This window comes from Streptomyces sp. NPDC088747 (assembly GCF_044751025.1).
Taxonomy (GTDB): domain Bacteria; phylum Actinomycetota; class Actinomycetes; order Streptomycetales; family Streptomycetaceae; genus Streptomyces.
Genome location: NZ_JBIVKZ010000006.1, coordinates 240455 through 252048, shown reverse-complemented (window position 1 = coordinate 252048; position 11594 = coordinate 240455). Strand labels below are relative to the sequence as shown.

Here is an 11594-nt window from a genome sequence, read left to right as displayed (position 1 = left end):
GGAAATTCCATGGCAACTCCCCTGTCCGCGGCGGCCTTCGCCGCCGCGCTGCGGGCCGAGAGCGTCGCCGTCGAGGAACACGGCTCCTGGTCCACGCACAACCGCAACGGCGTCGGCTCCTGGGGACCCGTCCAGGGCGTGATGCTGCACCACACCGCCGGCTCCGGCAGTGTCGAGCTCTGCCGGGCGGGCCGCGCCGACCTGCCGGGACCGCTGTGCGTCGCCGTCATCGCCAAGGACGGCAAGGTCCACCTGGTCGGATACGGCCGTACGAACCACGCGGGCCGCGGCGGCCGGGCCGTCTACGACGCCGTGCGCGACAGCACCGCGCTGCCCGCGAGGCCCGGCACGGACGCCGTCGACGGCAACACCCACTTCTACGGTTTCGAGATCGAGAACCTCGGCAACGGCCGGGACCCTTATCCGGAGGCGCAGTTGAAGGCCGCCGAGAAGGTCGCCGCGGCGGTCTGCCGGGCGCACGGCTGGCACGCGGCCCGGGTCATCGGCCACAAGGAGTGGACGACCCGCAAGATCGACCCGACGTTCTCGATGGCGGCGATGCGCACCCGGATCGCCAAGCGGCTGAGCGGCACGGCCGGCCCCGCCCCCGTCGGGTACGAACCCTTCCCCGGCCCCGCCTACTTCACGTCCGGGCGTCGCAGTGCCGTCATCACCGCGATGGGCAGGCGGCTGGTCGCGGTCGGCTGCGGGAAGTACGCGGTGGGGCCGGGTCCCTCCTGGACGGCGGCGGACCAGCGGTCGTACGCCGCCTGGCAGCGCAAGCTCGGCTACCGCGGCTCCGACGCCGACGGCGTTCCCGGGCGCGCCAGTTGGGACAGGCTCCGTGTCCCCCGCCCATGACCCGACACCCGACACCACACGTCTTCGGAGGCTGTGCGGATGGTGAATATTGACGAACGTGCAGGAGTGGCCATCGAGTTGGAGCGGCTGAGAAGGGCGGTCGACGTCGGATTCGCCACCACCCGGGGCGATCTGGCACTGCTGCTGCAACGCGCCGACCAGACGGACAAGACACTCGGCGAGCACGAGGAACGGATCGACGCGCTGGAACGGACCCGCTGGCCCCTGCCGTCGCTGGCCGCGGTGGCCTCCCTCATCGCGCTGGCGGTCACGGTGTGGTCGGCGGGCGGCGGGAGGTGACGGAACGCCGAGCGCCCCGGCCGAGGGTGGGGACGCCCGGCCGGGGCGTTCAACCCCCTTGCGGGGGCGCTTGGTTCGGCGTCTCGCCGGAACTGCGGTGCGTGGACTAGTTGTTGGCCGCGAAGGCCTTCGAGAAGGCGTTCGCGTCCTGGACGATCGAGCTGCACGTCGCGTCGGCGTAGTTCTTCGCGCCGCCCGCGCACTGCTTGTCGCGGGTCGCGGACCACATGGAGAGCCAGCCGATGCCCTTGGACTTGGCGAAGGCGACCAGCTGGGTGGCGTCCTCGACCTTGAAGATCTCCGTGGTGACGTCGTTGACGCCGATCATCGGGGTGATCGCGACCGCCTTCCAGGCCGCGCTGTCGGAGAGCCCGAGAACGCCCTTGACCTGGGCCTGTGTCGCGGTCGCCGCCTGCTCGGCGTAGGTGCCCATGTCACCGCTGTACGCGGGTCCGTAGTCCATCGCCATGATGTTGACGGTGTCGATGGAGACGCCGTTGGTCCTGGCGTCGGCCAGCAGGCTCACGCCGTCCTGGGTGAGGCCCTCGGGCATCACCGGCAGCGTGAACGACACGTTCAGCGCGGGGTGTTGCTGCTGGAGCCGCGCAATGGCCTTCGCCCGGACCGTATTGGCCGCCGTGTTCGGCAGCGCGCCGCCCTCCACGTCGAAGTCGACCTTCGTGAGGTCGTACGCGTCCACGACCTTGCCGTACGCCGTCGCCAGCGCGTCGGCCGAGGAGCAGGCGGTGGCCAGCTCCGAGCCGGAGGCGCCGCCGAACGAGACGCGGACGTCGCCGCCCTTCGCCCGCAGGGCACCGATCTGCGCCGCGACCGCGTCGCTCGCCAGGTCCGTCACACCGCCCCACTTGGGTGTGCAGCCGCCGCCGTCCGTGATGAAGGCGAGGTTGTACTCCTTCACACCGGTGGCCGTCGCGCTCGCGACCAGGTCGAAGGCGGGGTAGAGGGAGGTGTCGACGTAGGGCGCGAAGCCGGCGCTGTCGGCGGTGCCGCCGCCGGTGGTCCCGGAGGGGGTGGGGGTCGGCGTCGCGGTCTGGGACACGGTGGCGGTCGGGGTGGGCGTCGCGGTCGGCGTGCGGGTCGCGGTCGGGGTGGACGACGGCGACGAGGTCGCCGTCTCCGTCGGGCGGCCGGTCGGTTCCGGTGTCGCGCCGTCGTCCACCGAGCACTTGGCGCCGTCGATGAGACAGCCCGTCGGATTCGCGGAGCCGTTCACGACGAACCCGACGGTGACGGACTCACCGGCGGCCAGGCCGTCCTTGTCCCAGGACGGCGGCTTCACGGTGACGTGCCGCCCGCTCACCACGGACGCGCCGTTCCACAGCGAGCTGAGTCCGGCGCCGGACGGCAGGTCGAACTCCAGCGTCCAGTCGCTCTTCGTCCCGCCGGTGTCGTTGGTGACGACGTACTGCGCGGTGTAGCCGGTCGACCAGTCGCTGGTCCTGGTGTACGCCGCTCCGACGTCGGCCGCCTGCGCGGTCCCGGAGAAGAGGAGGGCGCCGCCACCGACCACGGCCGTGGCGACCACACCGCCTATCACCTTGTTCCTGCCACTGACCTTGCGCCGGTGCGGACTGCTCATCGCTTGTTTCCTGCCTTCGCCGTTCACGGGGGTGCGGCAGCACGCTAGCGATCCGGAATCGGGCAAACCGCTTCATCCGGACGGGGGTTGGGGATCTTAGGGTGCGCTTAAGGAAGGCATCGGGAGCGGTTAATGGTCGAGACCAGGTCGAGACCGATCGGGGGACCGATCGGGGGACCGATCGGGGGACCGATCGGGGGACCGATCGGGGGACCGATCGGGGGACCGATCGGGGGACCGATCGGGGGAGAACGAGGATCATCGCGAACATGTTCGTTCAGAACTTGTTCGCGACGAACATGTTCGTTACTATCGGAGGCATGGAAGCCCACTCCGACACTCCGAGCGGTCCCGGCCGCAGCCGCCGCGAGCGCCCCGCCAAACCGGCCCTGACCCGCGACGGCATCGTCGCCACCGCGGTCGGGATCATGCGCGCCGAGGGGCTGCGGAAGGTCACCATGCGCCGCCTGGCACAGGAGCTGGACACCGGCCCGGCCTCTCTGTACGTGTACGTCCGCAACACCGCCGAGCTGCACGCGGCCGTCCTGGACGCGCTCCTGGGGACCGTCGAGTCGCCCCCGGCCGAGGGCGACTGGCGCGCGCGGCTGGAGAGAGTCCTCACCTCCTACACCGCGGTGCTGTTCGAGCACCCGGGTCTCGCCCAGTCGGCCCTGGTGGCCCGCCCCAGCGGACAGCACTACCTGGACCTCGTCGAGGGGCTGCTCGCCCTGCTGGACGAGGGCGGCGTCCCCCCGGGCCAGGCGGCCTGGGGTGTGGACCTGCTGCTCCAGTACGCCACCGCGACGGCGGCCGAGCACGCCGTCCAGGAGCGGGCCGTCGAGACCCGGGACGACTGGGACGCCCTGACCCGCGCCCTGCGCGAGTCCTCGGGTGACACCCACCCGCACATCGCCGCGCTCGCCGGTCAGCTCGTGTCCGGTGAGCCGCGGGCCCGACTGTCCTGGGGCTTCCGGATGCTGCTCAACGGCATCCTCCACACGCCCATCCCCACCTCGACCGAGGGAGCACGACCATGACCACCACCACGCCCGCTCACCACCCGATCGCCGTCGTCGGCGCCGGTCTCGGCGGCCTCTCTCTCGCCCGCGTCCTGCACGTGCACGGCATCGAGGCCGCCCTCTTCGACCTGGACGCCTCCCCGTCCGCCCGCGCGCAGGGCGGCATGCTCGACATCCACGAGGAATCCGGCCAGGCCGCCCTGCGCGCGGCCGGCCTGCACGAGGACTTCCGCGCCCTCGTCCACCCCGGCGGTGAGGCGATGCGCATCCTCGACCGGCACGCCGTCGTGCGCATGGCCGAGGAGGACGACGGCGACGGCGGCCGGCCCGAGGTCGAGCGCGGCACGCTCCGCGACCTCCTGCTGGACTCGCTGCCCGAGGGCACCGTCCGCTGGGGCACGAAGGTCACCAGCGCGCGCCCGCTGGGCGAGGGCCGCCACGAGGTGACGCTCGCCGACGGCTCCACCTTCACCACCGACCTGCTGATCGGCGCCGACGGGGCCTGGTCCCGGATCCGCCCGCTGCTCTCCGACGCCACCCCCGCCTACTCCGGCCTGTCCTTCGTCGAGGCCGACCTGCTCGACGCCGACACCCGGCACCCCGACAGCGCCGTCGTCGTCGGCGGCGGCATGTTCTTCGCCCTCGGCGCGGGCAGGGGCTTCCTCGCCCACCGCGAGCCCGACGGCAGCCTGCACATCTACACCGCGCTCAAGGTCGCCGAGGAGTGGCTCGACACCGTCGACTTCACCGACACGGCCGCGGCCAAGGCCGCCGTCCTAGATCACTTCGCCGACTGGGACGAGAGCCTGCGCGCCCTGGTCGCCGACGCCGACGGCGCGCTGATCCCGCGCAGGATCCACACCCTGCCCGTCGGCCACCGCTGGGACCGCGTCCCGGGCGTCACCCTGCTCGGCGACGCCGCCCATCTGATGTCGCCGTTCGCCGGCGAGGGCGCCAACCTCGCCATGCTCGACGGAGCCGAACTCGGCACCGCCCTCGCCTCACACCCGGGCGACACCGAGGCCGCCCTCGCCGCCTACGAGCGGGCGCTGTTCCCCCGCAGCGAGACCTCCGCGGCCGATTCCGCCGAGAACCTGTTCCTCTGCTTCCGCGACGACGCCCCGCAGGGCCTGCTCGACCTCTTCGCCGGCTTCCGGGCCCTGGCCGACTGACCCGCCCGGCCGTCGGCCCGGTCGGGCGTCAGCCTTCGGGCGTCAACCCACGCCCACGCCGCGCCGACGACGCCGTACGGATCCCCGGTGCCCCCGCCGGACCGGCGCCCGCCCGTCCAGTTGGATCCAGATCCGCACCTCCGTCCCGCCGAGCACGGACGACCCTATGCGGACGTCCCCGCCCGTCGACTCGGCGAGCCGTCGCACGATGTCCAGGCCGAGCCCCGTCGAGCCCTCGCTCCCGGAGCCCCGCCCGCGTGCCATCGCCGCCTCCGGGTCCACGATCCCGGGGCCGGCGTCCGACACCAGCACGATCACGGCGTCCTCGCCGTTGTGCACGTCGACCGCGAAGGCGGTGCCCTCCGCGGTGTGCCGGAAGACGTTGCCGAGCAGGGCGTCGAGGGCGGCCACCAGGTCGGCGCGGGCGACCGGTATGCGTACCGGGCGGTCCACGCCCGCGACGCGCACCTTGCGGCCCTCGTCCTCCGCGAGCGCCGACCAGAAGTCCATCCGCTCCCGTACGACCTCGGACGCGTCGCACCCGGCGACGACGCCTATCGCCACCGTCTGCGGCTTGGCCTCACGGGCCGTCCGGATGATCGTGTCGACCTCGCGCTCCAACTGCGCGACGGCCGCCCTGGTCTGCTCGGCGGCCGGTCCGTCGCCGAGCGAGGCCGTGTTGAGCCGCAGCACGGTCAACGGCGTGCGCAGCCGGTGCGATAGATCGGCGGCCAACTCCCTTTCGTTCGCCAGCAGTTGTACGACCTGGTCGGCCATCGAGTTGAACGCGACGGCAGCGAGGCGCAGTTCGGTCGGCCCTTCCTCGGGCACCCGCGCGCCCAGCTTGCCTTCCCCCAACTCGTGGGCGCCCTCGACCAGTCGCTGGGCGGGCCGCACCATGCGGACGCCCAGCCGGTCGGCCACCGCGACCGAGCCGACGATGAGCGCGACGCCGACCGCGGCGAGCACCGCCCAGGCCGTGTCGATGCCGTTGCTGACCTCGGCCTCGGGGACGTACACCTCGACGACGGCGATCTCGCCCGAGCTCAGCGCGACCGGCTGGAGCAGGGTGGAGCCGCCGGGGACCTCCGTGGTGGAGGCGCGGCCCAGTCTCCGGGTGGTGGAGATGTCCTCGTCGAGGGCGCGCTGCTTGCCTATCTCGACCGCGGCCGTGCTTTCGGCGGCCGGTATGTGCACGGCCATGCCCTGGTCGGAGCCCGCGGAGGCGACGACCCGCTCCAGCTCGGCCCGGTCGGTGGTGATGGAGAGCGCGGGCGCGATCGCCGCGGCCTCCCGCTCGGCGTTGGAGAACGCCCGGTCCCTGGCCATCTCTTTGATGACGAGTCCGAGCGGCACCGCGAAGGCCACCACGACCATCGTGGTCACCGCCACGCACACCTTGACCAGCGCCCACCTCATGACACCCACCCCCCGGTGGCCGGCGCGCGCCTCATAGCGGCGGCTCCAGCTTCACGCCGACACCCCGCAGGGTGTGCAGATAGCGCGGCCGGGCCGCCGTCTCGCCCAACTTGCGGCGCAGCCACGACAGATGGACGTCGATCGTCTGGTCGTCGCCGTAGGCCTGCTGCCACACCTCGGCCAGCAGTTCCTTGCGCGCCACGACGACACCGGGGCGCCCGGCGAGGAAGGCGAGCAGGTCGAACTCACGCCGGGTGAGATCCAGTCGTACGCCGTCCAGTTCGGCCTGGCGGCGCAGCGGGTCGATGGCGAGGCCGCCGACGCGGATGACCGACGACGGAGGCGCGTCCCCCGGGGACACCCGGGCGCGGCGCAGGACGGCCGCCATCCGTGCCGACAGGTGCTCGACCGAGAACGGCTTGGTCAGATAGTCGTCCGCGCCGTCGTTCAACAGCCGGACGATCTCCGCCTCGTCGTCCCGCGCGGTGGCGATGATCACCGGCACGTCGGTGATTCCGCGCAGCATCTTGAGCGCCTCGGCCCCGTCCAGATCGGGCAGACCGAGATCGAGGATCACGACGTCGAAGGAGAAATGGGCGACCTCGCGCAGCGCCTCAAGAGCGGTGCCGACGCTGCGCACGGTGTGCGCGGCCTCGGTCAGATGCCGGATGAGGGCTGAGCGTACGAACTGGTCGTCCTCGACCACGAGCACACTTGCCATGGGCAGGACCGTACGCCATCCGGGCGAGCCGCTCCGCTGCCTGTGGATAACTCGGTACGACTCCACCCGAGTCGGCTGTGGACGAGCTCACGGAGGCCCGCCCGTGCGGGAAGCGGTGACGCCCGCGGGACGGGTGAGCGTGACACCCGTGGGACGGGTGAGGCGGTCGTGAGGCAGTATGGCCGCGATGCGCAGAGGACTCGTACACGTACTCGCGTGGTCGCTCGCCACGGGCGCGGCGGTCACGCTGTCGTGGTGGGGTGTCCACAGCGTGATGACGGGGACGGCGTACGACCCGCCGCGCGCCCTGCCCATCAAGGCGGGTGACGCGACGACTCAGGAGTCGAAGCCGCTCGCCTCCTCCACGGAGCGGGCCAGGCCGTCGAACAGCCCGTCGAGCAGGGCGCCGCGGAGCCCTTCGCCGAGCCCGACCCCCTCGAAGACGTCCGGCACCGGCCCCTCACCGTCCCCCTCCTCCGTCGCTTCTTCCGCCAACTCGTCCGCCGACTCGTCCGCTCAGGTCAAGAGCTACGACACCGAGGGCGGCCGGGCGGTGTTCGCGCTCGGCACGACGTCCGCGACGCTGGTGTCGGCGACCCCTGGCTCGGGCTGGTCGATGCAGGTGTGGAAGACGGAGACGTGGATCCGGGTGGAGTTCGCCTCGGGCGCGGACCGGGTGTCGGTGTTCTGCACCTGGCACGACAGCGCGCCGCGGGTGCAGGTCGGCACGTACTGATCGGCTCGTACTGATCGGACCGTACTGATCGGGCCCGTACTGAGGTGCCTGCCGGTCGGCATGTGCTGGGCGTCGCGGGGCGGTTCAGCGGAAGACCGACGGCGGCGGCGCGGGTGAGGCCACCGCCACCGCGTCCGTGACCGGAGTCGCGCCACCGGTGAAGTCGGCGAGTTCCCTGCCGTGTTCGACCCGTCCGGGGTGCGGGTCGGAGGCCGCCCGGCGGGTCAGTTCGGCCAGCGGGAGGGGCTGGGCGGAGCCGACGAGGACGGCGTTGCCGAAGCGTTTGCCGCGCAGCACCGTCGGGTCGGCGATCAGCGCGAGTTCGGGGAAGACGGCCGCCGCGGTGGCGATCTGGCCGCGCAGGTGCGCGAGCGGCGGGCCGTCGGCGAGGTTGGCGGCGTACAGGCCGTCGGGCCCGAGGGCCCTGCGGACGTCGGTGAGGAACTCGACCGAGGTGAGGTGGGCCGGCGTGCGTGCCCCGCTGAACACGTCCGCGATCACCAGGTCCGCCCAGCCGTCCGGCACCTTCGTGAGCCCTTCGCGCGCGTCCACCGAGCGCACCCGGATGCGGGCACCGGGGTCCAACGGCAGCTCCCGGCGGACCAGTTGGACGAGGGCCGCGTCGCGTTCGACGACCTGCTGGGTGGAGCGGGGGCGGGTCGCCGCGGTGTAGCGGGCGAGGGTGAGGGCGCCGCCGCCGAGGTGTACGGCGTGCACGGGCTTGCCGGGCGGGGCCGCGAGGTCGATGACGTGTCCGAGGCGGCGCTGGTACTCGAAGTTCAGGTAGCCGGGGTGGTCGAGGTCGACGTGCGACTGCGGGGCGCCGTCGATCAACAGGGTCCAGGCGCGCGCCCGGTCCCGGTCGGGCATCAGTTCGGCGAGCCCGCCGTCGACCGCCTCGACCACGGCCTCGCCCCCCTGCCCACGCCGCGCGCCCCGCCCATCACGCCCGTCGCCGGACCGCTTGTTCCTCGCCCTTGCCATCCCGCCATTATCCGGGCGCGGGGGCGGGTCGGCCCAGCGGCGGGGGTTGCCCGGGGGTCCGCCGCCGCGGATCGCCGGAACCCCGTCCGGGGCCCCACCGGCGCGAATCGCCGGGATCATGTCCGGCGGACCTGCTGCCAAGGTCACCGCGAGCCCGCCGTCCGGCCCAACTTCGCGGGCCACCAGGGCTACGTCCGGCAGCCCGGCCTCGCGAACCGCCGAAACCCCGCCCGGTATCCCACCGGCGGAGATCGCCGGCAACGAGTCCGGCGGACCGACCGACCGCCGGGATTGCCGCGACCCTGTCCGGCGACTCAGCCCCGCCCATCGCCACGGATTCACCCGAAGCCCAAGCCCCGCGAACCGCCGAAACCCCGCCCGGCGTCCCATCCGCCGCGGATTGCCGGGACCCCGTCCGAGGCCCCACCGGCGGAGATCGCCGGGAGCCTGCCCGGCGGACCGGCCGCCGAGGTCGTCGAGGTCGTCGAGGTCGTCGAGGTCGCCGCGGGCTTTGTCCGGTCGGTCAGCGGCAGTTGTCTGCCGCCTCGATGAGGCGTGCTGCCTCGTCGAGGGCTGCCCGCAGTACCGCCGGGTCGGTGGCGAGGTCGGCGTCGCCGGGTGGGAGGAGCCAGTCCGAACCCTCTACGGGGGGTTCGGGGGCCAGCCTCAGGCCGCGGCCGTTGGTGTGCGTACAGGTGCTGCCCGGCACGTCCCAGGCGTCCGCGGTGCCGGAGGGCACCAGGAAGCCGAGGGTGTCGCAGCCGTCGTCGTGGATCACGGGTCCGACGGCGTCGCCGCAGCCACGACGCAGGATGTCGACCGCCTCCAGGCCCTGCCGCGCGGGCACCGTCACCAGGTCGCAGTCGGCGACCGGCTCCGGCGCGGCGCTGCACTCCGGCGATGGACGGTGCTGCGCGGTCGACAGCGACGTGCGGAACTCGGTGGTCTGCCTGGTCTCCATCCCGGCCTCCAACACGGAACCCCTCCTCCTGACGAGCGGGTCGGGAGTTCGGGTGGCTCCCGGTCCACCGGGTTCAACGCGCCAGAACGTCAACGGCTACGGCGTAATGCCGCCGCAAAGGATGGCAGTTCATGGCAGATCGTGGATGAGATATCCGGTTTGTAGCCAAACCCAGCGTACGGGCACCGTCACAGCAGGTACGTTCTTGCCCCGCCGGACGCATTGGTACCCATAGGGCACAACCCGGGTAACCCGCCCTGAAACCGGCACGGTTCGACGGTTCGCAAGAGAGGGCCCGCCCATGGCGTCGTCAACGGTGACCTCGTCCCAGCCCCCCAGGCCATCGCGGCCGAACCTCGCCTTCCGGCGGCTGCGCGCGCAGCGCTCGCCCGGCGAGTTCGCCGCGGCGGTGCGGCGGGCCGCGCGCGAGATCGACGAGCGGGTCAGCTGCGACGCGCGCTACATCGGGCGCGTCGAGGCAGGTGAGATCCGCTGTCCCAACTACGCGTACGAGCGGGTGTTCCTGCACATGTTCCCCGGCCGCACGCTCACCGACCTGGGCTTCGCGCCCCGCTCATCGGTACGCGGGCGCGGGGCGCGTGACGCGGACGACGCGCTCCCCGCCCAGTCCGCGAGCCCTTCACACGCCCCACATGAACCGGAAGGGGCGTGCGAAACGTATGAAGTCCAGAACCACCCGCTCCACATGCATGACCCGCACGATCCGTGCCACTCGTACGACCCGCACGATCCGTACGGGAACCACGAACAGAACAACGAGGAGAGCGACGTGCAGCGTCGCGCATTCATGACGGGAGGCACCGCCACCGTGGCGGCCGCCTCAATGGTGCCCCTCGGGGTCGCCCTCGGCTTCCCCGCCGCGGCCGCCGACCGGCGCGTCCACCGGGCGGGAACGTCCGAGGCCGGCGCCCTCGAAGAGGCCGTACGCAAGATCCGGCTGCTCGACGACCGGCACGGGGCCGACGGCCTGTACCGGCGGGCCGCGGCGCCCCTGCGCACCGCGTTCGAACTGCTCGACGCGGGCACCACCCGGCGGGCGACCGCCGACCGGCTGTACGCGGGGGCGGGTGAACTGGCCATCTCGGTGGGCTGGCTGGCGCACGACTCGGGGCGCTTCGACGACGCGCGCTCGCACTACGCCGAGGCCCTCGCGACCTCGCGGATGTCCGGCGACCCGGGCCTGGAGGCGCACGCCTTCTGCAACACGGCGTTCCTCGCGCGCGACGCGGGCCGCCCCCGCGAGGCGGTCCGCGCGGCACAGGCCGCACAGCGCGCCGCGCGGCACCTCGGCTCCCCCCGCCTGCTCTCGCTGCTCGCGCTGCGTGAGGCGGGCGGCTGGGCGGGACTCGCCGACCGGGCGGGCTGCGAACAGGCACTGGCCCGCGCGCAGGCCCTCTTTGAACGGGGCCCCTCGGACTCGGACCCCGAGTGGATGAGCTTCTACGGAGAGGCCGAACTGGAGGGTCTGGAGGCGCAGTGCTGGTCGACGCTGGGCGACTGGCACCGGGCCGCCCGCCACGCACGCCGGGCGGCGGCCCTCCAGGACCCGCACTTCACCCGCAACCTGGCCCTCTACACCGCCGAACTCGCCGACGACCTCGCGCGCGGCGGCCACCCGGACGAGGCCGCCGTCGCCGGAATGCGCGTCCTGGACCTCCTGAACGAGGTCCAGTCCTCCCGCATCCAGACCATGCTGGCCGGAACGGCACGGGTGCTGCTGCCGCACCGGCGGGCCTCGGGCGTCTCCGCGTTCCTGGACCGGCACGCGGCACTGCCGCGCACGGCGTGAGGAGTGCCGTC

At 72.9% G+C, this 11594-nt stretch carries 11 protein-coding genes; 6 read left to right on the top strand and 5 right to left on the bottom strand.

All coding sequences use genetic code 11. The annotated features are described in order from the left end of the window. The first annotated feature begins 9 nt into the window (after window positions 1-9). Both ACIP79_RS16875 and ACIP79_RS16870 read left to right on the top strand, forming a co-directional pair. Window positions 10-861, top strand: coding sequence for a peptidoglycan-binding protein (locus ACIP79_RS16875; protein WP_401223835.1), 852 nt, complete (start codon window positions 10-12; stop codon window positions 859-861). A 39-nt stretch (window positions 862-900) separates the two neighbouring features. Beyond that, window positions 901-1161 (top strand): hypothetical protein, encoded by a 261-nt coding sequence (locus ACIP79_RS16870; RefSeq protein WP_383683469.1) that lies wholly within the window; start codon window positions 901-903, stop codon window positions 1159-1161. A gap of 106 nt (window positions 1162-1267) precedes the next feature. On the opposite strand, the gene ACIP79_RS16865 is transcribed toward ACIP79_RS16870, so the two are convergent. Continuing rightward, window positions 1268-2761 carry a cellulose binding domain-containing protein gene (locus ACIP79_RS16865; RefSeq protein WP_401223833.1) on the bottom strand — a complete coding sequence of 498 codons (1494 nt, stop codon included), beginning with the start codon at window positions 2759-2761 and terminating at the stop codon, window positions 1268-1270. Window positions 2762-3081: 320 nt separating this feature from the next. On the opposite strand from ACIP79_RS16865, the gene ACIP79_RS16860 reads away from it, so the two are divergent. Both ACIP79_RS16860 and ACIP79_RS16855 read left to right on the top strand, forming a co-directional pair. Continuing rightward, the gene (locus ACIP79_RS16860) at window positions 3082-3798 is read left to right on the top strand and encodes a TetR/AcrR family transcriptional regulator (RefSeq protein WP_401223830.1); all 717 of its coding nucleotides are present in this window, start codon (window positions 3082-3084) and stop codon (window positions 3796-3798) included. After that, window positions 3795-4952 (top strand): FAD-dependent oxidoreductase, encoded by a 1158-nt coding sequence (locus ACIP79_RS16855; protein WP_401223828.1) that lies wholly within the window; start codon window positions 3795-3797, stop codon window positions 4950-4952. The genes ACIP79_RS16860 and ACIP79_RS16855 overlap by 4 nt, the downstream gene beginning before the upstream one ends. 42 nt (window positions 4953-4994) lie before the next feature. Here ACIP79_RS16855 and ACIP79_RS16850 read toward each other — a convergent pair whose 3' ends face one another. Both ACIP79_RS16850 and ACIP79_RS16845 read right to left on the bottom strand, forming a co-directional pair. Next, the gene (locus tag ACIP79_RS16850; protein ID WP_401223826.1) at window positions 4995-6371 is read right to left on the bottom strand and encodes a sensor histidine kinase; all 1377 of its coding nucleotides are present in this window, start codon (window positions 6369-6371) and stop codon (window positions 4995-4997) included. A 31-nt stretch (window positions 6372-6402) separates the two neighbouring features. Beyond that, on the bottom strand, window positions 6403-7092 hold the full coding sequence (locus ACIP79_RS16845) for a response regulator transcription factor (RefSeq protein WP_383683475.1): 690 nt from the start codon (window positions 7090-7092) through the stop codon (window positions 6403-6405). A 187-nt stretch (window positions 7093-7279) separates the two neighbouring features. On the opposite strand from ACIP79_RS16845, the gene ACIP79_RS16840 reads away from it, so the two are divergent. Beyond that, a complete protein-coding gene (locus tag ACIP79_RS16840) occupies window positions 7280-7828 on the top strand; it encodes a hypothetical protein (protein WP_401223823.1) in 549 nt (182 codons plus the stop codon). 84 nt (window positions 7829-7912) lie between these two features. Here the strand turns inward: ACIP79_RS16840 and ACIP79_RS16835 are convergent, their stop codons facing one another. Together ACIP79_RS16835 and ACIP79_RS16830 are read right to left on the bottom strand one after the other, a co-directional pair. Beyond that, on the bottom strand, window positions 7913-8812 hold the full coding sequence (locus ACIP79_RS16835) for a spermidine synthase (protein ID WP_401223821.1): 900 nt from the start codon (window positions 8810-8812) through the stop codon (window positions 7913-7915). Window positions 8813-9335: 523 nt separating this feature from the next. Then, the gene (locus ACIP79_RS16830) at window positions 9336-9788 is read right to left on the bottom strand and encodes a hypothetical protein (protein ID WP_401223818.1); all 453 of its coding nucleotides are present in this window, start codon (window positions 9786-9788) and stop codon (window positions 9336-9338) included. A gap of 286 nt (window positions 9789-10074) precedes the next feature. Here ACIP79_RS16830 and ACIP79_RS16825 point away from each other — a divergent pair, with 286 nt between their 5' ends. Continuing rightward, a complete protein-coding gene (locus ACIP79_RS16825; RefSeq protein ID WP_401223817.1) occupies window positions 10075-11583 on the top strand; it encodes a hypothetical protein in 1509 nt (502 codons plus the stop codon). Window positions 11584-11594 lie beyond the last annotated feature (11 nt).

Bases quoted from the DNA above. Each gene is read 5' to 3' on its own strand.
- ACIP79_RS16835 (WP_401223821.1), bottom strand. From the start codon at position 8,812: ATGGCAAGGGCGAGGAACAAGCGGTCCGGCGACGGGCGTGATGGGCGG.
- ACIP79_RS16870 (WP_383683469.1), top strand. From the start codon at position 901: ATGGTGAATATTGACGAACGTGCAGGAGTGGCCATCGAGTTGGAGCGG.
- ACIP79_RS16875 (WP_401223835.1), top strand. From the start codon at position 10: ATGGCAACTCCCCTGTCCGCGGCGGCCTTCGCCGCCGCGCTGCGGGCC.
- ACIP79_RS16850 (WP_401223826.1), bottom strand. From the start codon at position 6,371: ATGAGGTGGGCGCTGGTCAAGGTGTGCGTGGCGGTGACCACGATGGTC.
- ACIP79_RS16845 (WP_383683475.1), bottom strand. From the start codon at position 7,092: ATGGCAAGTGTGCTCGTGGTCGAGGACGACCAGTTCGTACGCTCAGCC.
- ACIP79_RS16865 (WP_401223833.1), bottom strand. From the start codon at position 2,761: ATGAGCAGTCCGCACCGGCGCAAGGTCAGTGGCAGGAACAAGGTGATA.
- ACIP79_RS16855 (WP_401223828.1), top strand. From the start codon at position 3,795: ATGACCACCACCACGCCCGCTCACCACCCGATCGCCGTCGTCGGCGCC.
- ACIP79_RS16860 (WP_401223830.1), top strand. From the start codon at position 3,082: ATGGAAGCCCACTCCGACACTCCGAGCGGTCCCGGCCGCAGCCGCCGC.
- ACIP79_RS16840 (WP_401223823.1), top strand. From the start codon at position 7,280: ATGCGCAGAGGACTCGTACACGTACTCGCGTGGTCGCTCGCCACGGGC.
- ACIP79_RS16825 (WP_401223817.1), top strand. From the start codon at position 10,075: ATGGCGTCGTCAACGGTGACCTCGTCCCAGCCCCCCAGGCCATCGCGG.